The organism is Humitalea sp. 24SJ18S-53 (genome assembly GCF_050632385.1).
GTDB lineage: Bacteria > Pseudomonadota > Alphaproteobacteria > Acetobacterales > Acetobacteraceae > Humitalea.
Genome location: NZ_CP192599.1, coordinates 1,431,526 through 1,454,102, shown reverse-complemented (window position 1 = coordinate 1,454,102; position 22,577 = coordinate 1,431,526). Strand labels below are relative to the sequence as shown.

The window sequence follows — 22,577 nt, the reverse complement described above, 5'->3', positions numbered from 1 at the left end:
GCGGCCCCCGGGAGGGCAACTATTGCGGAGGGAGAAAGTTGCCCTGGCCCCGCAAAGCGGTGATCGCGCAACCATCCAGCCCGGGAAACGTTCCTGATCCACGACCCGTGCGATCGAGGAATCGGACCCATGCCTGGAAAAAAAACGCCGCGATCCGTTCAGAGCAGCCCGCAAGGCTTTCGTGGCAAGGGCGGCGAGACCCATCAGACCGCCGGCGGCGATGTGCCCGTTCTGACCACGCAGCAAGGCAGCCCGGTATCCGATGACCAGAACAGCCTGCGCATCGGCGCACGCGGCCCTGCCCTGCTGGAAGATGCGCATTTCCGCGAGAAGATTTTCCACTTCGACCACGAACGCATCCCCGAACGCGTCGTCCATGCACGCGGCTTTGCCGCGCATGGGTTCTTCGAGACCTACGAACCGCTGACCGATATCACCCGTGCCGACATCTTCGCCCGCAAGGGCGAACGCACACCGGCCTTCGTCCGCTTCTCGACGGTCGCCGGCAACAAGGGTTCGCCGGATCTCGCGCGCGACGTGCGCGGTTTCGCGGTAAAACTCTACACGCAGGAGGGCAACTGGGACATCGTCGGCAACAACATTCCGGTCTTCTTCATCCAGGACCCCATCAAGTTCCCCGACCTGATCCATGCCGCGAAGGAAGAACCCGATCGCGGCTTCCCCCAGGCCGCGACGGCGCATGACAACTTCTGGGACTTCGTCTCGCTCACCCCGGAATCCACGCATATGCTGATGTGGGCGATGTCCGACCGGGCGATCCCACGGTCGCTGCGCTTCATGGAAGGTTTTGGCGTCCATACCTTCCGCCTGGTCAATGCCGAAGGGCGCGCCACCTTCGTGAAGTTCCACTGGAAGCCCAAGGGCGGCATGCAGTCGGTGGTGTGGAACGAGGCCGTGAAACTGAACGGCGCCGATGCCGATTTCCACCGCCGCGACATGTGGGCGGCGATCCAGTCCGGTGATTTTCCCGAATGGGAACTCGGCCTGCAATTGTTCGATGAGGAATTTGCCAAGACCTTCGCGTTCGATGTCCTGGACCCGACCAAGCTGATTCCGGAGGAGCAGGTCCCCATCCGCCGCGTCGGGCGCCTGGTGCTCGATCGCGTGGTGGACAATTTCTTCGCCGAGACGGAGCAGGTCGCCTTCATGACCCAGAACATCGTCCCCGGCGTGGACTTCACCAATGACCCGCTGCTGCAGGGACGCAACTTCTCCTACCTCGACACCCAGTTGAAGCGGCTTGGCGGGCCGAACTTCGTGCACCTGCCGATCAACGCACCGAAATGCCCCTTCGCGCATTTCCAGCAGGATGGGCACATGGCCTTCCACAACCCGAAAGGCCGGGCGAATTACGAACCCAATTCCTGGGGCGGCGCCGCCGGCGGCCCCCGCGAATCGCCAAAGCACGGCTTCGTGACGCATCCCGTGGAGGAATCAGGCGCCAAGCTGCGGGCGCGGCCGGAGCGCTTCGCCGACCACTACAGCCAGGCGCGGCAGTTCTACATCAGCCAGACTCCCGTGGAGCAGGGCCATATCCGCGACGCCTTCGCCTTTGAACTCGGCAAGGTGGAGACGCTGGCGATCCGCCTGCGCGTCGTATCCCACCTGCTCAATGTGGATGGCGCGCTGGCGGCCGCGGTCGCGGAAAAACTCGGCATCGCGAAACTGCCGGCGGCCGCCGAGCCGGCCCGCCCGATCCGCACCGACCTGCCGCCTTCATCGGCGCTGAGCATATTGCTCAACCCGCCGCCGAACTTCGGTGGCCGCAAGGTGGGCGCCCTGGTGACCGACGGCACCGATGCGGCCCTGCTGACGGCACTGCGTTCGGTGCTTGAGGCCGAAGGCGCGACGCTGGAACTGGTCGCACCGAGCATCGCCGGCATCGTCGCCAGCGATGGCAACACGATCGCCGCGCATCATGCCCTGGTCGCAGCCCCCTCCGTGCTGTTCGACGCGGTGGCCATCCTGCCATCCACCGATGGCGCGGCGCTTCTGGCGACGATGCCCGCGGCGCGCGATTTCCTCGCCGATGCCGTCGCCCATTGCAAATTCATCGGCCATGTCGAAGCCGCCGGAACACTATTCGCGAAGATTGGCGTGCCGACCGATGATGGCGGCTTCGTGCCGCTGCGCGGCGCGGCCGACGCGACAGGCTTCGTTGTCCGTTGCCGGGCGATGCGGTTCTGGGACCGTGAGGCCGACCTGCCCCCACCACGACCGACGTCGGCCGGCCCAACGAAACCGCATAAGAAGCAAGCTTGACCTCAGCCTGGCGCCCGGCCGCCGAGCAGGCGCGTCAGCACCTCGGCCGCGGCGACAATGACGCCCGCGCGCTCGTCGCGATCGACGCGTTCGAAGCGCTCGCGCGGGCCCGTCACGCCGAGCGCGCCGACCAGCCTCTCCGGCCCGAACACCGGGGCGGCCACCGCGACGCTGTCCTGATCGCGCTCGCCCATCGAGATATGGAAGCCCTGCTTCCGCACGATCGCATCCATCGCCGTCACCCCGCCGGTGAAGGCGGTCAGCACGCGCCCGCTGGCACCGCGATCGATCGGCAGCGCTGAACCTTCCTCGATATGATGCCGGATGCTCCGGTCGGCGTGGTGGCGGAACAGGCAAACACGGGTGTCGCCCTCGCGGATGAAGAAGGACGCTGTCTCCCCGGTGCATTCGGTCAGGGCCATCAACGCGGGGCGGACGCGGTCGGCCAGGTTGAAATTCGCCTGGTAGAGCAGTCCCAGGCGCAGCGGCGCGGGGCCGAGGCGAAACTGCCCATCGGCCTCACGATGCAAATAACCGAACCGCGCCAGCGACCCGGCGAGCCGTAGCACCGTGCTGGGATAAAGCCCGGCGCGGGCGGCCAGTTCGCTCAGCGCCAACCGGGCGCGACCATCGGCGAAGGCGTTCAGCAGGGACAGCGCCCGTTCGACCGCTTCGACGCGGGGTTCGATCGCGTCCTCGGCCGCGACGGATCGCGGACGGCCACGACGTTTTGCTGGCGCCTCCATCCACCCGTTTCCTTGACCATGGCTGAAGCTCTTGATAGTTTTCTCTACACAAGAAATATTTTCTGTACAATAGAAAATTGCCTCGTCCGCAGTTTTGAGGGAACATCGCAATGAACATCCTCGTCAGTGAGGTCGGGCCGCGCGACGGCCTGCAATCCATCCACCGTACCATGCCGACCGAGGCCAAGCTGCGCTGGATCCGCGCCCTGGCCGCGGCCGGCCTGCGGGAGATCGAGGTCGGCTCCTTCGTCAATCCGAAGAAGCTGCCGCAGATGGCCGATGCCGCCGCCGTGGTGCGCGGCGCGCTCGACCTGCCCGGGGTCACCGTCATGGCGCTGGCGCCCAATCTGCGCGGCGCGCAGGCGGCCGGTGCGGCCGGGGCGCATAAGATCACCATGCCCGTCTCGGCATCCTACCTGCACAGCCTGGCCAATATCGGCGTCACGACCGACCAGGCGATCCTGCAGGTCGGTGAAGTCGTGGCCTGGCGCGACAGCCTGCCGGCCGGCGCGCGACCCGATATCGAAATCGGCATCTCCACCGCCTTCGGCTGCACCATCGAAGGCCCCGTGCCGGAAGACCGCGTCATCGACATGGCGGTGCGCCTGGCCGAACAGGGCGCCGACAGCATCGGGCTCAGCGACGGCGTCGGCTACGCCAATCCGGCGCAGGTGAAGCGGTTGTTTACCCGGCTGCATGCGGAAATCGGCGCCAAGGCCGGCGGCGCGCATTTCCACAACACCCGCGGCCAGGGCCTGGCCAATGTCATCGCGGCGCTGGACGTCGGGGTGACGACCTTCGATGCCTCCCAGGGCGGCATCGGCGGCTGCCCCTATTCGCCGGGCGCCACTGGCAACATCGTCACCGAAGACCTGGTCTGGATGCTTGAGGCGATGGGCCTCGACACCGGCATCGACCTCGCCCGCCTCGCGGAGGCGCGGGCCATCCTGCTGGAAGGGCTGCCTGGCGAAGCCGTTTACGGCTACCTGCCCGAAGTCGGCGTCGAGAAGGGCTTCCACTACGCCTCCGGCGCCGCGGCGCCGGAGGGCACCGGCAAGCTCGTCGCGCGCCCGGCGGTGGCGGCGTGAGCGAGACAATGGCGGCCGGCCCGCTGCCCCTGGCGGGCGTGCGGGTCATCGAATTCTCCCACATGGTGATGGGGCCGAGCTGTGGCCTGGTCCTGGCCGACCTCGGCGCCGAGGTCATCAAGGTGGAACCGCCCGGGCCCGGCGATCGCACGCGCTATCTGACCTCGACCGGCACGGGCTTCTTCGCCGCCTTCTCGCGCAACAAGAAGTCGGTGCAACTCGACACCGCCAATGGTGACGACGTGGCGACCCTGCTGCGGCTGATCGACACCGCCGATGTGCTGATCGAAAACTTTCGCCCAGGCGGCCTCGCCGCGCGCGGCCTCGGCTATGAGGAATTGTCCAAGCGACATCCGCGGCTGATCTACTGCTCGCTCAAGGGCTTCCTCAGCGGCCCCTACGAGAATCGCACGGCGCTGGACGAGGTCGTGCAGATGATGTCGGGCCTCGCCTACATGACCGGCCCGCCCGGGCGGCCGCTGCGCGCGGGCGCGCCGGTGAACGACATGATGGGCGGCATGTTCGGCGCGATCGGCGTCATGGCCGCGCTGCGCAAGCGGGAACTCACCGGCAAGGGCGAACTCATCCAGTCCGGGCTGTTCGAAAACGCGGCCTACCTCGTCTCCACCCACATGCTGCAACAGGCCATCACCGGCGTCGCACCGCCGCCGATGGCCGCGGGCAAGCGGGCCTGGGGCGTCTATGACATCTTCACCACATCCGACGGCGTGGCGCTGTTCGTCGGCGTCGTCACCGACAGGCAATGGACGATCTTCACGCGCGAACTGGCGGAGCCGGCGCTGCTCGACCCGCAATGGGCCAGCAACACGCTGCGCTCGCAGGGACGGGAAACGCTGATCCCGCTGGTGCAGACCCTGCTCGGCAAACGCGACGCCGCGACCTTGGAGGCGCTGTGCGAAACCGCGGGCCTGCCCTTCGCGCGCATCACCCAGCCCGGGGATCTCTACGATGATCCGCATCTGAATGCCGGCGGCGGCATGCTGCCGCTGACCCTGCCGGATGGGCGCGCTACCTCGGTGCCCGCGCTGCCGCTGCAATTCGGCGACACACGGCTCGGCGTGCGCTTCGACCTGGCGACCCCAGGCCAGCACACCGCCGAAATCCTTGGCGCATTGGGGCCGGACCCGGAAGCGAAACGCCGCGCCGCATCGGGCTGATCGCCGACTACGAAAAAAACCAAATCGGGAGATCCAAGAACATGAATCGTCGGCACATGCTGCTGGCCGCGGGCGCCACCTTGGCAGCCCCGAATCTTGCACACGCCCAGGGCGCCACCTGGCCCGACCGGCCGCTGCGCCTGATCGTGCCCCAACCACCGGCCGGCGGCACCGATGTCGTCTCGCGTGAAATGGCGGCACGGTTGACCGCCGTTTCCGGCTGGACCGTCGTTGTCGAAAACCGGACGGGCGCGGGCGGCAACATCGGTATCGATGCCGTGGTCAAGTCGACCGATGACCACACCATCGGCATGGGCCAGACCGCGAACCTCGCCATCAACCCGACGCTCTATGCCGCGAATATTCCCTATCAGCCGCTGCGCGACCTGTCGTTGATCTCGCTGGTCGCGACGCAGCCGAATGTGCTGGTCGTCGGCAAGGGATCGCGGCTGCAATCGCTCGCCGATGTGGTGGCGGCCGCGCGGGCGGCACCGGGTGGACTGACCTGCGGGCATCCCGGCAGCGGCACGGTCGGGCACCTCGCGGCCGAGATCTTCAAGCGCCGCGCCGGCATCGACGTGCTGATCATCCCCTATCGTGGCGGCGCGCAGGTTTCGACCGACCTGATCGCCGGGCGGCTCGACCTGTTCTTCGCCAATCCGCTGGCGGTGCGGGGCATGTTGGAAGGCGGCGAGATGCGGGCACTGGCCGTCACCTCGGCCGGGCGGCTGCGGACCATGCCGACGGTGCCGACCGTGGCGGAATCCGGCTATCCGGGCTTCGAGGCGGTGAACTGGACCGGCCTTGTCGCGCCCGCCCGCATGCCGCCGGCCATCGTCGGGCGCATCAATGCGGAGGTCCGCCGCGCGCTCACCTCCCAGGCGATGATCGAACGCCTTGCGGCCGAGGGCTCCGACCCCACGCCGTCAACGCCCGACGAATTCCGCACCTTCCTGACGGCTGAAATCGAAAAATGGGGGAAGGCCGTCACCGACGCCCGCGTGCAGGTGGATTAGCGGCGCAATCGGGCGCGGTTGCCGACGCAAGCGACGCGCCCCAGTCTGGTCACAAATGAAACCGTGGGGGAAAAACAACATGTCCAAGACCACATTGACCCGCCGCGCCGTCATCGCAGGCGTCGCGCTGGCGGGGCTTGCCGCCCCGCGCCTGGCGCGCGCCGCCGGCTGGCCGACCGATCGCGCGATCGAAGTCATCGTCCCCTTCGCCCCAGGTGGCGGCGTCGATCTGATGGCGCGGCCGATCCTGCAATTCGTCGCCCCCCGCCTGCCCGGTTCGCGCTTCGTCGTGGTGAACCGGCCAGGTGCCGCCGGGCAACTGGGGTTCGAGGCGAATTTCAACGCCGCCCCCGACGGCTACACGCTGGGTGCCATCACCAATACCGCGATGAACACGATCGCGATCGAGCGCACGCCGCGCTACCGCGCCGACCAGTTTTCCTGGATCGCCAATGTCGTCGATGACGCGGGCGGCTTCTGGGTCCGTCCGGACAGCGCCTTGCGGACCCTGGCCGACCTGCAGGCCGCGGCGAAGCGCGCGCCGGACACCATCACCATCGGCACCGCCGGCATCGGATCGGACGACCACCTGCTGCAACTGGCCTATGAGCAGGCGGCGGGCGTCCGGCTGACCCACGTCCCCTATGCCAGCACGCCGCCGGTGATGCGCGACCTGCTGGGCGGGTCGCTCCAGGTCGGCTCGATCAACATGAGCGAGGGCCTGCCGCTGATGCGCGAGGGAAAGATCCGCTGCCTCGGCCAGGGCGGCCCGGCGCGATGGGAACCCGCCGCCGATGTGCCGACCTTCCGCGACCAGGGATTCGACGTGGTCGGCGGCAGCGCCCGCGGCATCGCCGGCCCCCCGGGCCTGCCGCCGGACATCCTCGCGCGGCTGCGGGAGGCCTTTGCCGGCGCACTGACGGACCCCGCCTTCCTGGCCGTGGCGGCGCAGCAGAACATGCCGCTGCGGCCGCTGATCGGGGACGCCTATCGCGACATGATGCTGGCCGACCAGGCCAGCCTGCGGGCGCTATGGGCCGTGCGGCCCTGGCGGGAATAGCGGGCGCGCCCGGATGCCGTGACGCGGCGCATCGTCGAGGCCTTGAGGGCGCTGCGTCACGGATTTCTACATGTCACGCTGTCGGCGAGAGGTTGGCATCAAGCCGCCTCGGATCCGATCAACGCCTCGACCTCCAGAAATTCCTCCAAGGCCCATTTCCCCTCGTCCCGGCCATTGCCCGACTGCTCCGCAACCGTCGTCGGACCCTCTCCGATCGAGGGCTTTTCGTGTCAGGCACCCCGCCAGAGGCGCTTCGCTCCGCCATCCAGGAGCGGATGAAGCGCGTTCTGCATTTCGATGTTCACACGACGCTCGCCCTTGCCAGGATTCTCATGGCGTGTCCGCGATCTGTGTCACCGGCGCGAAGCCATGCCGCGCGAGGATCGTCTGCCCGGCCGGCGACAGCGCGAACAGTGCCAGCCGCACCGCCTCAGGCCGCGCGGACAACAAGGCCATGCCGTAGTCGGCGCCGACGGCCAGGCTCGGCGGCAGATCCTGGACCGTAATGCCTGGCACCTCCCGCGCGGCCTGAGCGCCCGATGTGCAGTAGCCGAGGAAGACATCCGCCCGGCCTTCGCGGAAGTGCCAGCCGACGGCACCGATGCCGGCGGGCGGCGTCGCCGAACTCGGCCCGCCCACCAGTTGCAGCGCCTTACCCTCCAGCATCGCGCGGCTGCCCGGCCGCACTGCCTCCGCCCGTGCGAACAAGGCCCAGGCATAATCCCCCGACGGATCGGCGCGCGGCGTCGAGGTTCCGAGCCTCACCACAGGATCAAGCAGCGTATCGAGCACGGCCGACGGCGTGACGGTCAGCCCCGGCCGAACCAGCAGGCAAAGCCGGTTGCGCACGAAGACCACCGCCGGCGCCACCGCGCGCCCGGCCTGTTCAAGGCGGGTCGCGTGTTCCAGGCTGGCTGAAAAGAACACATCGGCACGCGCCTCGCCGCGCTCGATCCGCTCCCGCAGCAGGCCCGAAGGGCCGAACCCCGTCGCGACCTGCTGGCCGCCTGGCGTGCCGGCAAAAGCGGCCGCCACCTCGCCCATCGCCTGCGTCAGGCTTCCCGCGGCGAGCAGCCGCAGCGGCTCCGCCTGTGCCCACACCGGGCTGGGCCCTGCCACGATCATGCACAGGGCGACACAAAGTGACCGCCAGCTTCGAATGCCGGGCATCAGTGGGTAACCTCCGGGGCCGTCGGAACGGCTGACGCGGATGCGAGCGCGATGGCATCGAGTTCGTCGTGAAGGAGGAGAAAGGTCAGGCGGAACCCCTCTGTCGTGGTCAGGGTGAGAAGGCGATGGTCCGGCGCCTGCACGCCTTCCAACCGCCAGCCGGCAACGGGATGCATGATGTCCGACGCGCCCCGACGATGCAGCTCCGTCAGCAGGGCGAGCAGTGCCATGGTGGCCTGTGGCACGCTCTGTGCTGGCAGGGAGAGCGCCACCTCGCCCCCCGCCTCGGTCAGTAGGCCGAGCGTCACGCCGCGGCCGTCGCGGTCCACGGACCAGTCGAGCAGGGCTTCCGCCGCGACGATGTCGCGCCTTGCATCGGCCTGCGTCGGATCACCCATCGCCCTCCCCCCTTGCGCGTTTCCATCGTTATACTCAATCATATATATCGAAATGCAAGGGGTGACTGGCGATGATGCCGCTTCGTGACGATGGACGCAGGGACGACGCACCCCGGGGCATTTCTTTCGCAGCCAGCAGCGCCTCCATCAGATCCTCCGGGCGCGATTGCGATTGTGCGGTCGTCATGCACCCGGCGCCGCGCGCAGGGCTGCTGCCCGCCCCTGCCGTCCCGGCCGGGCCGGTCCGTCCGGCATTGCCCCGGCGCCGCAGGCTCTGGGACCTCGGCGACAGCCTGCATTGTTCGATCGTCGGCACCTGCCTCTCGACCGATGAGTTGCGCCGCCTGCTGCGCAAGCTCGGCCTTGGCGCTGCAGGTGCGACCGATCACGCGCTGCACAGCATGGCCGTGGGCCTGGCGGGTCGGCAGGATGCGGCGTCGAAACTGTTGAACAAGGCGCTCGATGAACGGCATCGCGCCGTCATTCGTCGGTTTAACGACGCCAGGGACACGGCGTCCCTCCGCGACCATTGGCGGGCCGCGATGGCTGCGGGCGACATCCCCGGCGCCTATTGGGCGGTGCTCACACATCCGGTGACGGACCAGGCGCTCATCTCCGCCGTCTTTGGCGAGGTTCACATGCTTTCGCACCTCGTCGGCGCCGCGAATCGCGCCGACATCCGCCGTCTCGCGGATCAGGAGCGGGAGATCGCGGCGTTGCGGGAGACGGTGGCGCGGCAGCAGGCCCGCTTGCAGGCCGACATCACCGAACGCGACGGCCGCATCCGCACCTTGCAGGAGCTGATAGCCCGCCAGGCAGGGCAGCGCGCCGAAGCAGCACCCGGACGCGTGGCCGAGGTCGATCGCCTGGTGGGCGATCTGCACGGGCGCCTGCAACGTGAGATCGCTCGCCGTGAGGCTGCCAAAACCCGGGAACTGGCAGCCCGCGCCGCGCAGCGGCAGGAACATGTCGCGAGGCTCAAGCTTGTCGATGAGGTCGCCAGCCTGACCCAGGAGGTGGCGGCGGCCGAGGCGGCGATGGTGCAACCCGACGTGGCGCCGTCGCGCCCGTCGCCTTTTGGCACAGTGCTGTATGTGGGCGGGCGGTCCGGCCAGACGGCCCTGCTCCGTCGCGCCGCGGCGGCGCAAGGGGCGGCCCTGCTGCATTTCGACGCCGAGCAGGGCAGCGCCACCCTGCCCGGCCTGGTGGGCCGGGCCGATCTGGTCGTCTTTCCGGTGGATTGCGTGAGCCATGATGCGGCCCTTGGCGTGAAGCGCCTGTGCCGGCAGTTGGGGCGCCCGTTCCAGCCCTTGCGCTCGACCGGCGCGGCCAGCCTGCTGGCCGCCTTGCGGCAAGGCCCTTCGCCACCGGCCTGATGGACGCGGTCGATGCGATCCGCTATCTCCCAATACATACAACGTAGCCAGGAGATGCCGGATGCGTCGCAGCCGCTTCCTTTCAGCCGTCGCCGCCCTCGCGCTGGCCTGCACCCCGCTCGCGGCCCGGGCCCAGCCGGCAAGCGAACCCGCGACCGTCTTCGCCGCCGCCAGCCTGACCGACGCGCTGCGCGACCTGGGCGGGCAATGGGCCGCGCGCGGCAATCCGGCGCCGCGCTTCTCCTTCGCCGCCTCCTCGGCCCTGGCCCGGCAGATCGAACAGGGCGCGCCCGCCGACCTGTTCATGAGCGCGGACGAAGCCTGGGCGAATTACCTGCAGGACCGCAACCTGCTGGTGAATGCCACGCGCAGCAGCCCGCTCGGCAATGCGCTCGTCCTGATCGCGCCGGCCAATGCCGCCCGCCCCGTCGCCTTGGCGCGCGGCACCGATCTCCTGGCGCTTCTCGGCACCAATGGCCGCATCGCCACCGGCGACCCGGCGCATGTGCCGGTCGGGCGCTATGCCCAGGCGGCGCTGACCTGGATGGGCCAGTGGGACGCCATCGCCCCGCGGCTGGCACGGGCCGACAACGTCCGCGCCGCGCTGCTGCTGGTCGAGCGGGGCGAGGCACCCTATGGCATCGTCTATTCCACCGATGCCGCCGCCAGCGCCGGCGTGCGCGTGGTCGGCACGTTCCCCGCCGAAAGTCATGAGCCCGTCACCTACCCCTTCGCCCTGACCCGCCGTGCGGAGGGCAATGCCCAGGCGCGTGCGCTGCTGGCCTTCCTGACCGGGCCGGAGGCGACGCCCACCTGGCAGCGCTTCGGCTTCTTGCTCGCGCGGTGACGCGCGGAACAGGCAGCACGCGGTGACCCTTTCCGCCGAGGAATGGCAGGCCGTCCGCCTCAGCCTCGACGTCGCCACGCGTTCGGTGCTGCTGTCGCTGATCCCGGCGGTCGGCATCGCCTGGCTGCTGGCGCGCCGGCGTTTTCCGGGCCGGACGCTGCTGGATGCCTTCGTGCACCTGCCGCTGGTGGTGCCGCCCGTCGTGGTCGGCTGGGGGCTGCTGATGCTGTTCGGCATCCGCGGGCCGATCGGCGCGCCGCTGCATGACTGGTTCGGCATCAGGCTGGTCTTCACCACGGATGGCGCGGCCCTGGCCACCGCGGTGATGTCCTTCCCGTTGATCGTGCGTTCGGTGCGGCTGGGGCTGGAACATGTGGACCAGGGGCTGGAGGCTGCGGCCCGCACATTGGGGGCCGGGCCGGTCGACCGCTTCATCACCGTGACCCTGCCCTTGATGTCGCCCGGCATCCTGGCCGGCGCCGTCACCGCCTTCGCCGCGGGCCTGGGCGAATTCGGCGCGGTCATCACCTTCGCCTCCAACATCCCCGGCCAGACGCAGACCCTGCCGCTGGCGATCTACAGCGCGACGCAGACGCCGGGGGGCGAGGCGGTGGCGGCGCGGCTGGCACTGGTCTCCTTCACCCTCGCCATCTCCGGCCTGCTGCTGGCCGAGCTGATCGCGCGGCGCATGCATGTGCTGCTGGGGCGCGGCTGATGCTGGAGGTCGCCTTGCGACACCGCTTCGGGCGCGACGGCTTCGCCATCGATGCCGCCTTCACCGCGCCCGAGGTCGGCGTGACGGCGCTGTTCGGCCCATCCGGCTGCGGCAAGAGCACCATCCTCGCCGCCGTCGCGGGGCTGTTGCAGCCGCACGAGGGTCGCGTAGCGGTGGATGGCGGCGTGGTGCTGGACACGGCGCGCGGGATTTCCGTGGCGGCGGAACACCGGCGCTTTGCCGTGGTGTTCCAGGAGGCACGGCTCTTCCCGCACCTCAGCGTGGACACCAACCTGCGCTACGGCCTGCGCCGCGCGCCGCGCGACGCCACCGGGCCGGGGTTCGAGGAGGTGGTGGCCCTGCTCGGCATCGCGCCGCTGCTGGCACGCCGGCCCGGCCGGCTGTCGGGTGGTGAGCGGCAGCGCGTGGCCCTGGGGCGCGCCCTGCTGGCGCGGCCCCGGCTGCTGCTGATGGATGAACCCCTGGCGGCGCTCGATGCCGGGCGGCGCGGCGACGTTCTCCCCTTCCTCGCGCGGCTGCGCGATGCGGCGCGTATCCCGATCCTCTACGTGACCCATGCGCTGGACGAGGTCGATGCCCTGGCGGACCGCCTGGTGCTGCTCGACGCCGGGCGCGTGCTGGCCGAGGGAGCGGTGGAGCAACTGGCCGCGCGCACCGACCTGCCGCTGGCGGCCCGCCGCGATGCGGGATCGCTGATCACCTGCACCATCGATGCGCATGATCCGGTGCGCGGGCTGACGCGGCTGGGCTTCCCCGGCGGCGCCTTCTTCGTCTCGCTGCGCGCGGAGCCGCCGGGCAGCCGGGCGCGCATCCGTCTGCGCGCGCGCGATATCGCGGTGGCGACCGAACCCCCGCGCGGCATCTCCACGCAGAACATCCTGGCCGCGACGCTGACTGGCATCAATGAAGCCGCGTCGTCGCATGAAGCCTTCCTCACGCTCTCGATCGGCCCGACCGTGATGCTGGCGCGGGTGACGCGCGACAGCGTGACGCGGCTTGGCCTGGTGCCCGGCATGGCGCTCTGGGCGGTGGTCAAGGCGGTGACCTTCGACCACGCGGCGGGCCACCCGGGCGATGAGGCGGCCGAACCGGTCCCCACGCCGGCCAGCATGGCGTCGTGGGGATGACGGACAGCTTGCTGGACTTCCCCGCCCCGGCGCGGGCAGCTTTCGTCTGGCGGCGGCATGGTGTCGCGCCGATGGAGGGCTGAAGTGCCTTTTCTGCTCCCGGACGACCGGTTGCTCGCGATGCTGCGCGAGGATGTGCCCTATGGCGATGCCACCACCCTCGGGCTTGGCATCGGCGGCCGGCGCGGCCAGGCCGTGTTCCGCACCCGCACGATCATCACCGCCTGCTGCACGGAGGACGCGGAGCGGCTGATGCTGCTGGCCGGCTGCACCGCGACGCGGCAATTCGCCGCCTCCGGCGCGCAGGTCGAGGCTGGGGGCGACCTGCTGGTGGCCGAGGGCGATGCGGCCGCGCTGCATCGCGCCATGAAGGTGGCGCAGACCCTGATCGAAGTCGCCTCCGGCATCGCGACCCGGGCCCGGCGCATCCTGCGCGCCGCGCGGGAGGGCCGGTCCGGCATCATGGTGGCCTGCACGCGCAAGCACGTGCCGGGCGCGAAGGATGTGATGCTGAAGGCGATCATGGCCGGCGGCTGCGTGCCGCATCGCCTCGGCCTGTCCGACAGTGTGCTGGTCTTCGCTCAGCACCGCGCCTTCCTGGGCCGGACGCCGCCGCATCTATGGGTCGCGCAACTGCGCGCCGCCCAGCCCGAACGCAAGATCACCGTCGAGGCCGAAAGCGTGGACGAGGCGGTGTGGTTCGCCGGGGCCGGTGTCGATTCCCTGCAACTCGACAAGCTGACGCCAGAGCAGGTGGCCGATGCGGTGCGCGCGATCGCGGCCCTGCCGCGCAAGCCCCTGATCGCCGTCGCGGGCGGGGTGAATGAGGCCAATGCCGCGGCCTACGCCGCCGCCGGCGCCGACCTGCTGGTGACCTCCGCCGCCTATGCCGCGCCGCCGGCGGATGTATCGGTCACCGTCACCGAATTCCCAACCTAGAGAAAGCAACCACGATGAAACGCTCCGCCCGCAACGTGATCCCCGGCAACGGCGTCGTGCCGACCGCCGCCATCACCAATGAGGCGATGGAGGAACCGGGCCTGGCGCCCGGGAAGACGGCGAGCGCGGTGGTCAAGGCATCCGGCATGATGGTTGGCGTGGAATGACGCCAGGCTAGGCCGATGACCCGCCAGGCCCCCCTTGCCCCGACCGACGCCGGCGTGCTGAGCCTGCGCATCGACCTGCCGCAAGGCCGGATCGGGCCGGGCAAGATCACCTTGCTGGAGGCGATCGACCGCGAAGGCTCGATCTCCGCCGCCGGGCGGGCGCTGGGCATGAGCTACAAGCGCGCCTGGGACCTGGTCGATGCGCTGAACAAGCTGCTCGGCGTCGCGGTGGTGGAGGCGAGCACCGGCGGCTATCGCGGCGGTGGCGCGACCTTGACCGATGCCGGGCGGAATTTGGTCGCCGATTACCGGGCGATCGAACGCGCCGCGCAGCGGGCGGCGGAACCACGGCTGCTGGCGCTGGTCCGCCGGGCCACGGGCTGACCGAAGCTGGCACCGCACGGCCACGCGCGTGCCCATGTCCGGCCGCCGCGTCCTGCTCAATTCCAGGCAGGCCCCGCCCGCGGCCATCCCAACCCCGGGCCGCGGCGGCCAGACAGCCCGCATAGATTGATTGACGCCCCTGGCCCCGCGCCGCAGCCTCGGGGCCTGATCCGCCCGAGGTGTCCGATGCCCCTTCCGACCCGTCGCCTCCTGCTCGGCAGCATGGCCGGCCTCACCGGCCTGCATCTGGCGGGGCCTGCCGCCGCGCAATGGCGGCCGGGGGTGCTGCGCTACGGCCTGTCCGCCTGGCCGCCGAACCTGCAGCCCTGGGTCTCGACCGGCGCCTCGGCGGGCACCGTGAAGATGCTGCTGCATCGCCGCCTGCTGGGCTTCGACAGCAAGGGCGACCTGCGCGGTGAATTGGCGACCGAATGGAGCCTGGATGCCGATGGCGCCTGGGTCTTCAAGCTCAACCCCAACGCGGTCTTCCACAATGGCGAGAAGGTCACGTCCGAGGACGTGAAGTGGACGATCGAACAGATCGCCGGCGAACGCTCCACCGCCTATTACCGCGCCCAGATGCAGCAGATCGCCCGCGTCGAAACGCCGGATGCGCATACGGTGCGGCTGGTGATGACCACGCCGCTGGTGACCGTGCCGATGTGGTTCACCAACTACAACATGCCGATCGTCTGGCGCGGGTCGCGCGACATGAATGCGCCGATGGGCTGCGGCCCCTATCGCATCGCGTCCCAGGAACGCGGCACCTTCCTGGAATTGCAGGCCGCGCCGAACTACTGGATGCCCGGCCTGCCGAAGTCGCGCACGTTGCGCATGACGGTCTATGCCGACGAAAGCCTGCGCCTGGCCGCCCTGCAATCGGGCGATGTGGACATGATCGAATACGTGCCCTGGTCCGGCATGGCGGCGGTCGAGGCCGATCCACGCCTGCGCCTCGCCGCCCAGAACGGCCCCTTCATGGACCTGCTGTTCAACGGCACCCGCCCGCCCTTCAACGACCCCCGCGTGCGCCGCGCCTGCGCCCATGCGATCCGGCGCGACGACATCGTCCGCGTCGCTTTTTCCGGCCGCGGCTCCGCTTTGGAAGGCGTGCCGATCGTCGAGGGCACGCCCTGGTTCGATGCCGAATTGTCGAAAGGCTGGAACTACGACCCCGCCCGCGCCCGCGCCCTGCTGGCCGAGGCCGGGCACCCCAACGGCTTTTCCACCACCCTGCTCGCGACCAGCCAATTCGGCATGCACAAGGACACCGCCGAAATCGCCCAGCAGCACCTGGGCCAGATCGGCATCCGCGCCGAACTGCGCCTTACCGACTGGTCCACCCGCGTCTCGCTCGGCACGCGCGGCCAATACGACATCGCGGTGCACGGGGTTTCCGCCGATTTCAACGATCCCGACGGGCTGACCGTGGTGCTCGACACCAGCCTGTCGGCCGCGCATGGCCGATCCTTCGGTGTGCAGGCGCCGCGCACGGTGGAATTGCTCGCCAAGGGCCGCGCCGAATTCGACACCGCCAAGCGGGTCGAGGTCTATCGCGACATGCAGCGCGCGGCGCTTGAGGAAGTGCCCATGGTCGGCCTCGCCTGGCGCAGCCAGGGCTATGGGCTGGACCGCCGGTTGCAGGGGTTCGAGAACCTGCCCGGCGCGCTCAGCACCTCCTCTGGCGCGTTGCTGGAGTTCACGGGCGCCGGCTGATGTTTTGGCTGCTGCGCCGCCTGGGCGTGTCGCTGGCGCTGATGTGGGTGGTCGCCTCGATCGTCTTCCTGGCCCTGCATCTCGTGCCGGGCGATCCGGCCGAAATCCTGCTCTCCACCGGCGGCACCGCGCCCGATGCCTTTGCCGTGGCGGAATTGCGGACGCGCCTTGGGCTCGACCTGCCGCTGCACCAGCAATACACGGCCTTCCTGGCCGGGCTGGCGCGGGGCGACCTGGGGCTGTCGCTGGTCGATGAATACCCGGTCATCGACGAAATCCTGCTGCGCCTGCCGCGCACCCTGGAACTGATTTTCGCGGGCACAGTGATCGCGCTGCTGGTGGGCCTGCCGACCGGCACCCTGGCCGCGGTGCGCCAGGGCGGCGGCTTCGATCGCGGCAGCGCGGCCGCGGCCGCCATCCTGCAATCCGTGCCGGTCTTCGTCCTCGGCACCGTCTTCATCCTGGTCTTCGCGCAATGGCTGCGCTGGATGCCGGCCGGGGGCTACATGCCCTTTGCCGAGAACCCGGCGCGGCACATGCTGTTGCTGCTGCTGCCGGCGCTGGCGGTCGGCAAGGGGCTGGCGGCGGTGGTCTTCCGCATGACCCGGGCCTCCGTGCTCGACGCCCTGTCGCGCGATCATGTCCGCACCGCCCGGGCCAAGGGTTTGTCGCCCCGCCAGGTCTTGTGGCGGCATGTGGTGCGCAATGCGCTCAGCCCCGTCGCCACGGTGCTGGGGCTGCACATGGGTGCGCTGCTGGGCGGCACGGTGCTGGTCGAATACGTCTTCAACTGGCCCGGCCTGTCCACGCCCCTGCTGCGGGCGGTCGAGGCGCGGGACTATCCCATGGTGGTCGGCATCGTGCTCACGGTGTCGGGGCTGTTCCTCTTGATCAACCTGGCGATGGACCTCGTCTACGCCGCCCTCGACCCCCGCGTCGCGCGGGCATGAGGCGCCTGGCCATCCCCGGCGCCGCCGTGGGGTTTCTGATCCTGGTCGCGATCCTCGCCCCCTGGCTGCCGCTGCCCGATCCGGTGGTGCAGGATGTTGGCAACCGCCTGGCCGCCTGGCTGCCGGGCAGCCCCCTCGGCCGCGACGAATTCGGCCGCGACGTGCTGTCGCGCCTGGTCTGGGGCGCGCGCTCGTCGCTGGCCGTCGCTTTCGCCGCGACCTTCATCGCGGCGGTCGCGGGCACCGCGCTTGGGTTGCTGGGCGGCTGGTTCCGAGGGCTCGCGGAGTTGCTGGCGATCCGTGGCGCCGACGTCCTGCTGTGCTTCCCGCCGGTGCTGCTCGCCCTGCTGGTCGTCACCCTGATGGGGCCGGGCACCGGCACGCTGATCTTCGTCCTCTCGATCCTCTACCTGCCCGGCTTCATTCGCGTCGCCTATGCCGAAGTCCTGAGCGCGCGCGGCCAGGACTATGTGGAGGCCGTGCGCTCCCTCGGCGCCTCCAACCCCCGCATCCTGTCGCGCACCGTGCTGCCCAACATCGCGGGGCCGGTGCTGGTGCAGGTGTCGCTGGCGGTCGCCGCCGCCGTGGTGCTGGAAAGCGGCTTGTCGTTCCTGGGCCTCGGCGTCGTGCCGCCGACACCCTCCTGGGGCCTTATGATCCGTGGCGCGCGGGCGACGATGGAAGCTGCCCCCAGCCTGCTGCTCTGGCCCTGCGTCGCCCTGACCCTGACCGTCCTGGCCATGAACATGTGCTGCGACGCCCTGCGCGATGCGCTGGACCCGCGCGGCGCCGCCCCGCCCCGCCGAATGCTCGACCGCCTGCTGCCCGGCCTGCTGCCGCCCGAACGCCCTGCGCTGTTGGAGGTCCGCGGCCTGACCGTGGAAATCGCCACCCCCACCGGCACCATCCGCCCGGTCGAGGACGTCTCCTTCTCCGTCGCCGCCGGGCGCACCCTGGCCATCGTCGGCGAAAGCGGATCCGGCAAGTCCATGGCCGCCACCGCCATCATGGGGCTGCTGCCCCCCGCCGCCCGCGTCGCCGCCGGAAACGCCTGGTTCGAGGGCAACGACCTGCTGCGCCTGGCCGAACCCGCCCGCCGCCGGCTGCGCGGCCAGGCCATGGCCATGGTCTTCCAGGACCCGATGAGCAGCCTGAACCCCGTCCATCGCATCGGCGACCAAGTGACCGAGGCCATTGCCGTCCACCGCCGCCCCGCCCGCGACGAGGCCGTCTCCCTGCTCACCCGCGTCGGCATCGCCGACCCCGCCGGCCGCGCCCGCGCCTGGCCGCATGAACTTTCGGGCGGGATGCGCCAGCGGGTGATGATCGCCATGGCCATCGCCAACCACCCCCGGTTGCTGATCGCCGACGAACCGACCACCGCCCTGGATGTGACCGTCCAGGCCGCCATCCTGGACCTGCTGGCCGATCTGAAGAGCGAGGGCGGCATGGGGCTCGTCCTGATCACCCATTCGCTCGGCGTGGTGGCCGAGGTCGCGGATGAGGTCGTGGTGATGTACGCCGCCCAGATCGTCGAAAGCGGCCCGGTGAGCGAGGTCTTTGCCCGCCCCCGCCACCCCTATACCCGCGCCTTGCTGGCCGCCGTGCCGGATGGCGACACCCCGCCCGAGGGCATCCCCGGCACCGTCCCGCGCCCGGATTCCTACCCCCCCGGCTGCCGCTTCGCCCCGCGCTGCCCCCAGGCCGCAGCCGTCTGTGCCGAACCCGTGCCGCTGGAAACCGATCGCGGCCGCGACATACGCTGCTTGCGCTGGCGGGAGATCGCGGCATGAGCCTGGTCGTCGCCCAAGGCGTGGAAAAGACCTTTCCCGGCCGGGGCCTGTTCCGCCGTGGGCGCCCGGTGCGCGCCGTCGCCGGCATCGATGCCAGCGTCGCGCGCGGCGAAGCCCTGGGCGTGGTCGGTGAAAGCGGATCGGGCAAGAGCACCCTCGGCCGGCTGATGCTGGGGCTGTTGCCCGTGACCGCCGGCACCCTGCGCTTCGACGGCGCGCCGATGCCGCCGCCCGGCAGCGCCGCCTGGCGCCAGTTGCGCGCCCGCATGGCCATCGTCTTCCAGGACCCCTTTGGCAGCCTGGATTCCCGCCGCACCATCGGCGCGCAGATCGGCGACGGCCTGGCGATCCATGGGCAGCGCGCCGAGGGCGTCGCCGCCCTGATGGCCAAGGTCGGGCTGGACCCGGCGCGAAAAGATGCCTTTCCCCATGAATTCAGCGGCGGCCAGCGCCAGCGCATCGGCATCGCCCGCGCCCTGGCCTCGGGGCCGGAGTTTCTGGTGGCGGATGAACCCGTCTCGGCGCTGGATGTGTCGATCCAGGCGCAGGTCGTGCGCCTGCTGGCCGATCTGCGCCGGGACCTGGGCCTGGCGCTGCTGTTCATCAGTCACGACCTGCTGGTGGTGCGTCACCTCTGCGACCGGGTGCTGGTCATGTATTGCGGAAGGGTGATGGAGGAAGGCCCCGTCGCCGCCCTCTTCGCCAAGCCCGCCCACCCCTATACGCGGGCGCTGCTGTCCGCGACGCCGATGCTGGACCCGGCCCGGCGCATCGCGCGGATCATCCTGCCGGGGGAACCGCCCAGCCCCTCGGCGCCCCCCTCCGGCTGCGTCTTCCGCACCCGCTGCGAACATGCGATTCCGGCCTGTGCCGACACCGTGCCGGCCCTCCGCCCGATGGGCGAGGGCCGGCGCGTCGCCTGCATCCGGGCGGAAGAACTCGCCTAACAGGAGACAACACATGGCCGAAAAATCGCCAACGAAAGTCCGCATGGGGGAAATCACGGGGGATGAGGCGCGCACCCTCTACGCCCGCAACCCGGTGATCCTGCTGCCGATGGGCAGCCACGAGGACCAGGGACCGCACGGCCCGATGGGCGACTACTTCCTGGCCGAGAAGATGGCCGAGGAAATCGCCCTGCGCGCCACCGCCGAAGGCACGCCGACCGTCGTCGCCCCCGTCATGCCCTTCGGCAAGGCCGATTTCTTCGGCGCCATGCCGGGTGGCATCGCGCTGTCCTACAGCACGCTGCGAGCGGTGCTGGACGATGTCTTCGCCAACCTGCTGCGCCACAAGCTGACCAAGCTGATCGTCATCAACGGCCATGGCGGCAACGTCGGCGTCATCAACGACGCGACCCGCGCGGTGCTGCAGAACGACGGCGTGCTGATCCCGGCGATGTACCTCTGGCGCATCGCCTATGGCCTGTTGCCGAAGCTGATCGGCCCCGAGAAAGCCAAGGCCGTGTCGAGCCATGGCGCCGATCCGCTGACCAGCCTGGGGATGCATTTCTTTCCGCAGAACCTGCGGCCCGACCTGATCCCCAACCCGCCGACCGGACCCAAGCCGACGCATATCGGCCTGGGCTTCCAGGGCTGGGGCGCGCTGGATTTCCAGGGCGCGGAAGTCACCGTGCCGCTGGAATACGACGCGGTCAGCCCGAACGCGGTCGGCGCTGGCGATCCGCGCCTGTGCAGTGCGGAGACGGGCGCCCTGCTGGCGGCGGAACTGACCCGGATCGGCGCCGCCTTCTGCGCGCATTTCGCCAAGCAATAGGGGCCTTCCACCCAGGATCCGGCGCGTCGCCGGATCCTGGGTGCGGATCCGGATCAACCCCCCGTTTACGATCCCAGGGCTATGGGCCGGAGGCAGACGGGCGACGCGACGAACGTCCCTGCCAACGGAGGTTCACCTGTGTCGTTCATCACGATCCTGGACTGCGCGCAGGGCGCGAAAGCCATCTACAAGAATCTGGACTTCGACAACTTCCGGCTCCTGGGCGGCTTCTTCGACCCCAAGAACACCCCAAGGTTTGGCTGGGCCGAGGAAGGCGACGCCGGCGGGGCCTCCACCGGCCTCTACAAGTTCGAAAAGAATGCCGCCATGTACATGGTCAGCTTTCGCGGCAGCGCCGGCAAACCCCACAAGGATGGGAAGGACTGGCTGGACGACGATGTCTCGATCGCGCTTGGCCGCATGCCGGATCGCGCCAATGACGCCTTGCGCTACACGCAGAGCATCAAGCAGCAATACCCCAATGCCTTCATCATCCTGGTCGGCCATTCGCTCGGCGGGCATTTGGCCCAGGTGTGCGGCGTTCATTGCAACCTGCCCTTCATCACCTTCAACGCACCGCCGGCGCTGGGCACCTGGTCCGGCAAGCTGGCAAACGGCGCCTCCACCCGCCATTTCAAGCTGGGATTGAACTTCCGGGTGAACTGGGACCCGGTGAGCCGGGCCTCCGGCAAGCATGTCGGGCCGCTTCAGACATTGCCGCACCAGGGGCTGAACATCACCAATGCCCATGGCGGCGCCGCCGTCGTGAAGTCGGTCATGGCGTCAGGACTGGGCGGCCTGCCGGCCATGGGGGCGATCACGGCCGCCAATCGATGATCCGGGCGGAAGCGGGGCCGCCACGCGGGCGCGATGCTCCGGGGTGAAGGGGTTGCTGGACGGGCGGGCATTCGGGCGGTAGGACATCGAAACCGCTTCGGATCAGCGTGGTCGGCCATGTGTCATGTCCCGGTATGGTGACGTCATGACCAACCCATCCTTAGAGAAAGGCCCAGATGCCCGCGTCGGGACGAAGCCCCTTCTCCGTCAGTAAAGTGTCCGCCCCCAAGTCTTACGACCTGCTGGCATCGCAACTGCGAGAAGCCATCCTGACCGGTGACATCCCGGAAGGCTCCCGACTCCCGACCGAGCGAGAGCTTGTGATCCAGACCGGCCTGAGCCGTGGCTCGGTGCGCGAGGCCTTGCGGATGCTGGCGACCGAAGGGCTGGTGAACCCCAGGCGCGGTCGCCTCGGCGGCAACATGGTCTCCCTGCCCGGCAGCGAAAACCTCGCACATCTCATCGGCCAATTCGTCCGCGGCAGGAAGATTTCGGTCCACGCGCTGCACGAGACGCGCGAACTCATCGAACCCCTGCTCGCCCGCATCGCCGCGCAGCGCCGCACGCCGCAGGATCTGGATCGCCTCTGGGCACTGCAGAACGAACTGGTCGCGGCCGCGGGAAACTTCCAACGCTTCTCGATCGTCAACGTGCAATGGCACCTGGCCGTGGCCGAGGCCAGCGGCAATGAATTGCTGGCGACCTTCCTGAAATCACTCTCCTTCGGCGTCGCCGCCGCGACCACGACCGAAGTCTACAACACCACCGAAACACGCAACGCCGTCATCAAGATCCACGACATGATCAACCAGGCGATCGAACAACAAGACGGCGACAAAGCAGAACGCTACATGCGCCGCCACCTGACCGCCACGACCGCCCGTTCGACCGCGCAGGATGTCGAGGCCTGACGGGGGCGCATTGGGGGCGGCGCCATGAAAGGGGCTTCGCCCCTCTCATACTCTCCCCACCAGGGGCCGCCGCCCCTGG

22 protein-coding genes are annotated in these 22,577 nt (G+C 69.6%); 19 read left to right on the top strand and 3 right to left on the bottom strand.

Going from position 1 to position 22,577, the window contains the following annotated elements; all coding sequences use genetic code 11:
* Nucleotides 1-129: 129 nt before the first annotated feature.
* Entirely contained in the window at nt 130-2,283 is a 2,154-nt protein-coding gene (locus ACQW02_RS07085) for a catalase (RefSeq protein WP_431284562.1), read from the top strand.
* A 2-nt stretch (nt 2,284-2,285) separates the two neighbouring features.
* On the opposite strand, the gene ACQW02_RS07080 is transcribed toward ACQW02_RS07085, so the two are convergent.
* Entirely contained in the window at nt 2,286-3,029 is a 744-nt protein-coding gene (locus ACQW02_RS07080) for an IclR family transcriptional regulator (protein WP_431284561.1), read from the bottom strand.
* A 110-nt stretch (nt 3,030-3,139) separates the two neighbouring features.
* Here ACQW02_RS07080 and ACQW02_RS07075 point away from each other — a divergent pair, with 110 nt between their 5' ends.
* The 4 genes from ACQW02_RS07075 to ACQW02_RS07060 all read left to right on the top strand — a co-directional run bounded on the left by ACQW02_RS07075 (nt 3,140) and on the right by ACQW02_RS07060 (nt 7,371).
* Nucleotides 3,140-4,117, top strand: a complete 978-nt coding sequence (locus ACQW02_RS07075) for a hydroxymethylglutaryl-CoA lyase (protein ID WP_431284560.1) — start codon at nt 3,140-3,142, stop codon at nt 4,115-4,117.
* Complete coding sequence (locus tag ACQW02_RS07070) at nt 4,114-5,295, top strand: CaiB/BaiF CoA transferase family protein (protein WP_431284559.1); 1,182 nt, start codon at nt 4,114-4,116, stop codon at nt 5,293-5,295. The genes ACQW02_RS07075 and ACQW02_RS07070 overlap by 4 nt, the downstream gene beginning before the upstream one ends.
* A gap of 41 nt (nt 5,296-5,336) precedes the next feature.
* The gene (locus ACQW02_RS07065) at nt 5,337-6,311 is read left to right on the top strand and encodes a Bug family tripartite tricarboxylate transporter substrate binding protein (protein ID WP_431284558.1); all 975 of its coding nucleotides are present in this window, start codon (nt 5,337-5,339) and stop codon (nt 6,309-6,311) included.
* 79 nt (nt 6,312-6,390) lie between these two features.
* Nucleotides 6,391-7,371 (top strand): tripartite tricarboxylate transporter substrate binding protein, encoded by a 981-nt coding sequence (locus ACQW02_RS07060; protein ID WP_431284557.1) that lies wholly within the window; start codon nt 6,391-6,393, stop codon nt 7,369-7,371.
* Nucleotides 7,372-7,701: 330 nt separating this feature from the next.
* Here ACQW02_RS07060 and ACQW02_RS07055 read toward each other — a convergent pair whose 3' ends face one another.
* On the bottom strand, nt 7,702-8,541 hold the full coding sequence (locus ACQW02_RS07055) for a molybdate ABC transporter substrate-binding protein (protein ID WP_431284556.1): 840 nt from the start codon (nt 8,539-8,541) through the stop codon (nt 7,702-7,704).
* Nucleotides 8,541-8,939, bottom strand: a complete 399-nt coding sequence (locus tag ACQW02_RS07050) for a hypothetical protein (protein WP_431284555.1) — start codon at nt 8,937-8,939, stop codon at nt 8,541-8,543. The genes ACQW02_RS07055 and ACQW02_RS07050 overlap by 1 nt, the downstream gene beginning before the upstream one ends.
* Nucleotides 8,940-9,124: 185 nt before the next feature.
* Between ACQW02_RS07050 and ACQW02_RS07045 the strand changes: the two genes are divergently transcribed.
* The 14 genes from ACQW02_RS07045 to ACQW02_RS06980 all read left to right on the top strand — a co-directional run bounded on the left by ACQW02_RS07045 (nt 9,125) and on the right by ACQW02_RS06980 (nt 22,498).
* Nucleotides 9,125-10,315, top strand: a complete 1,191-nt coding sequence (locus ACQW02_RS07045; RefSeq protein ID WP_431284554.1) for a DUF2325 domain-containing protein — start codon at nt 9,125-9,127, stop codon at nt 10,313-10,315.
* Nucleotides 10,316-10,376: 61 nt separating this feature from the next.
* A complete protein-coding gene (modA, locus tag ACQW02_RS07040) occupies nt 10,377-11,162 on the top strand; it encodes a molybdate ABC transporter substrate-binding protein (protein WP_431284553.1) in 786 nt (261 codons plus the stop codon).
* Nucleotides 11,163-11,184: 22 nt separating this feature from the next.
* A complete protein-coding gene (modB, locus tag ACQW02_RS07035) occupies nt 11,185-11,877 on the top strand; it encodes a molybdate ABC transporter permease subunit (protein ID WP_431284552.1) in 693 nt (230 codons plus the stop codon).
* Nucleotides 11,877-13,025 (top strand): molybdenum ABC transporter ATP-binding protein, encoded by a 1,149-nt coding sequence (modC, locus tag ACQW02_RS07030; protein WP_431284551.1) that lies wholly within the window; start codon nt 11,877-11,879, stop codon nt 13,023-13,025. Before modB ends, modC begins: the two co-directional genes overlap by 1 nt.
* Before the next feature lie 84 nt (nt 13,026-13,109).
* Nucleotides 13,110-13,964, top strand: coding sequence for a ModD protein (modD, locus tag ACQW02_RS07025; RefSeq protein ID WP_431284550.1), 855 nt, complete (start codon nt 13,110-13,112; stop codon nt 13,962-13,964).
* Nucleotides 13,965-13,978: 14 nt separating this feature from the next.
* The gene (locus ACQW02_RS07020; RefSeq protein WP_431284549.1) at nt 13,979-14,131 is read left to right on the top strand and encodes a TOBE domain-containing protein; all 153 of its coding nucleotides are present in this window, start codon (nt 13,979-13,981) and stop codon (nt 14,129-14,131) included.
* Nucleotides 14,132-14,146: 15 nt separating this feature from the next.
* The gene (locus ACQW02_RS07015; protein ID WP_431284548.1) at nt 14,147-14,515 is read left to right on the top strand and encodes a winged helix-turn-helix domain-containing protein; all 369 of its coding nucleotides are present in this window, start codon (nt 14,147-14,149) and stop codon (nt 14,513-14,515) included.
* A 186-nt stretch (nt 14,516-14,701) separates the two neighbouring features.
* Complete coding sequence (locus ACQW02_RS07010) at nt 14,702-16,231, top strand: ABC transporter substrate-binding protein (protein WP_431284547.1); 1,530 nt, start codon at nt 14,702-14,704, stop codon at nt 16,229-16,231.
* The gene (locus tag ACQW02_RS07005) at nt 16,231-17,181 is read left to right on the top strand and encodes an ABC transporter permease (protein WP_431284546.1); all 951 of its coding nucleotides are present in this window, start codon (nt 16,231-16,233) and stop codon (nt 17,179-17,181) included. The genes ACQW02_RS07010 and ACQW02_RS07005 overlap by 1 nt, the downstream gene beginning before the upstream one ends.
* Nucleotides 17,178-18,974, top strand: a complete 1,797-nt coding sequence (locus ACQW02_RS07000; protein WP_431284545.1) for a dipeptide/oligopeptide/nickel ABC transporter permease/ATP-binding protein — start codon at nt 17,178-17,180, stop codon at nt 18,972-18,974. Before ACQW02_RS07005 ends, ACQW02_RS07000 begins: the two co-directional genes overlap by 4 nt.
* Nucleotides 18,971-19,921 (top strand): ABC transporter ATP-binding protein, encoded by a 951-nt coding sequence (locus ACQW02_RS06995; RefSeq protein WP_431284544.1) that lies wholly within the window; start codon nt 18,971-18,973, stop codon nt 19,919-19,921. The genes ACQW02_RS07000 and ACQW02_RS06995 overlap by 4 nt, the downstream gene beginning before the upstream one ends.
* Nucleotides 19,922-19,934: 13 nt before the next feature.
* Nucleotides 19,935-20,750, top strand: a complete 816-nt coding sequence (locus tag ACQW02_RS06990) for a creatininase family protein (RefSeq protein ID WP_431284543.1) — start codon at nt 19,935-19,937, stop codon at nt 20,748-20,750.
* Between the two features lie 138 nt (nt 20,751-20,888).
* Nucleotides 20,889-21,587, top strand: a complete 699-nt coding sequence (locus ACQW02_RS06985) for a DUF6792 domain-containing protein (protein WP_431284542.1) — start codon at nt 20,889-20,891, stop codon at nt 21,585-21,587.
* A 176-nt stretch (nt 21,588-21,763) separates the two neighbouring features.
* Complete coding sequence (locus tag ACQW02_RS06980) at nt 21,764-22,498, top strand: FadR/GntR family transcriptional regulator (protein WP_431284541.1); 735 nt, start codon at nt 21,764-21,766, stop codon at nt 22,496-22,498.
* Nucleotides 22,499-22,577: the final 79 nt, after the last annotated feature.

Bases quoted from the DNA above. Each gene is read 5' to 3' on its own strand.
- ACQW02_RS07085 (WP_431284562.1), top strand. From the start codon at position 130: ATGCCTGGAAAAAAAACGCCGCGATCCGTTCAGAGCAGCCCGCAAGGC.
- ACQW02_RS07080 (WP_431284561.1), bottom strand. From the start codon at position 3,029: ATGGAGGCGCCAGCAAAACGTCGTGGCCGTCCGCGATCCGTCGCGGCC.
- ACQW02_RS07075 (WP_431284560.1), top strand. From the start codon at position 3,140: ATGAACATCCTCGTCAGTGAGGTCGGGCCGCGCGACGGCCTGCAATCC.
- ACQW02_RS07065 (WP_431284558.1), top strand. From the start codon at position 5,337: ATGAATCGTCGGCACATGCTGCTGGCCGCGGGCGCCACCTTGGCAGCC.
- ACQW02_RS07060 (WP_431284557.1), top strand. From the start codon at position 6,391: ATGTCCAAGACCACATTGACCCGCCGCGCCGTCATCGCAGGCGTCGCG.
- ACQW02_RS07055 (WP_431284556.1), bottom strand. From the start codon at position 8,541: ATGCCCGGCATTCGAAGCTGGCGGTCACTTTGTGTCGCCCTGTGCATG.
- ACQW02_RS07050 (WP_431284555.1), bottom strand. From the start codon at position 8,939: ATGGGTGATCCGACGCAGGCCGATGCAAGGCGCGACATCGTCGCGGCG.
- ACQW02_RS07045 (WP_431284554.1), top strand. From the start codon at position 9,125: ATGCACCCGGCGCCGCGCGCAGGGCTGCTGCCCGCCCCTGCCGTCCCG.
- modA (WP_431284553.1), top strand. From the start codon at position 10,377: ATGCGTCGCAGCCGCTTCCTTTCAGCCGTCGCCGCCCTCGCGCTGGCC.
- modC (WP_431284551.1), top strand. From the start codon at position 11,877: ATGCTGGAGGTCGCCTTGCGACACCGCTTCGGGCGCGACGGCTTCGCC.
- ACQW02_RS07020 (WP_431284549.1), top strand. From the start codon at position 13,979: ATGAAACGCTCCGCCCGCAACGTGATCCCCGGCAACGGCGTCGTGCCG.
- ACQW02_RS07015 (WP_431284548.1), top strand. From the start codon at position 14,147: ATGACCCGCCAGGCCCCCCTTGCCCCGACCGACGCCGGCGTGCTGAGC.
- ACQW02_RS07010 (WP_431284547.1), top strand. From the start codon at position 14,702: ATGCCCCTTCCGACCCGTCGCCTCCTGCTCGGCAGCATGGCCGGCCTC.
- ACQW02_RS07005 (WP_431284546.1), top strand. From the start codon at position 16,231: ATGTTTTGGCTGCTGCGCCGCCTGGGCGTGTCGCTGGCGCTGATGTGG.
- ACQW02_RS07000 (WP_431284545.1), top strand. From the start codon at position 17,178: ATGAGGCGCCTGGCCATCCCCGGCGCCGCCGTGGGGTTTCTGATCCTG.
- ACQW02_RS06995 (WP_431284544.1), top strand. From the start codon at position 18,971: ATGAGCCTGGTCGTCGCCCAAGGCGTGGAAAAGACCTTTCCCGGCCGG.
- ACQW02_RS06990 (WP_431284543.1), top strand. From the start codon at position 19,935: ATGGCCGAAAAATCGCCAACGAAAGTCCGCATGGGGGAAATCACGGGG.
- ACQW02_RS06980 (WP_431284541.1), top strand. From the start codon at position 21,764: ATGCCCGCGTCGGGACGAAGCCCCTTCTCCGTCAGTAAAGTGTCCGCC.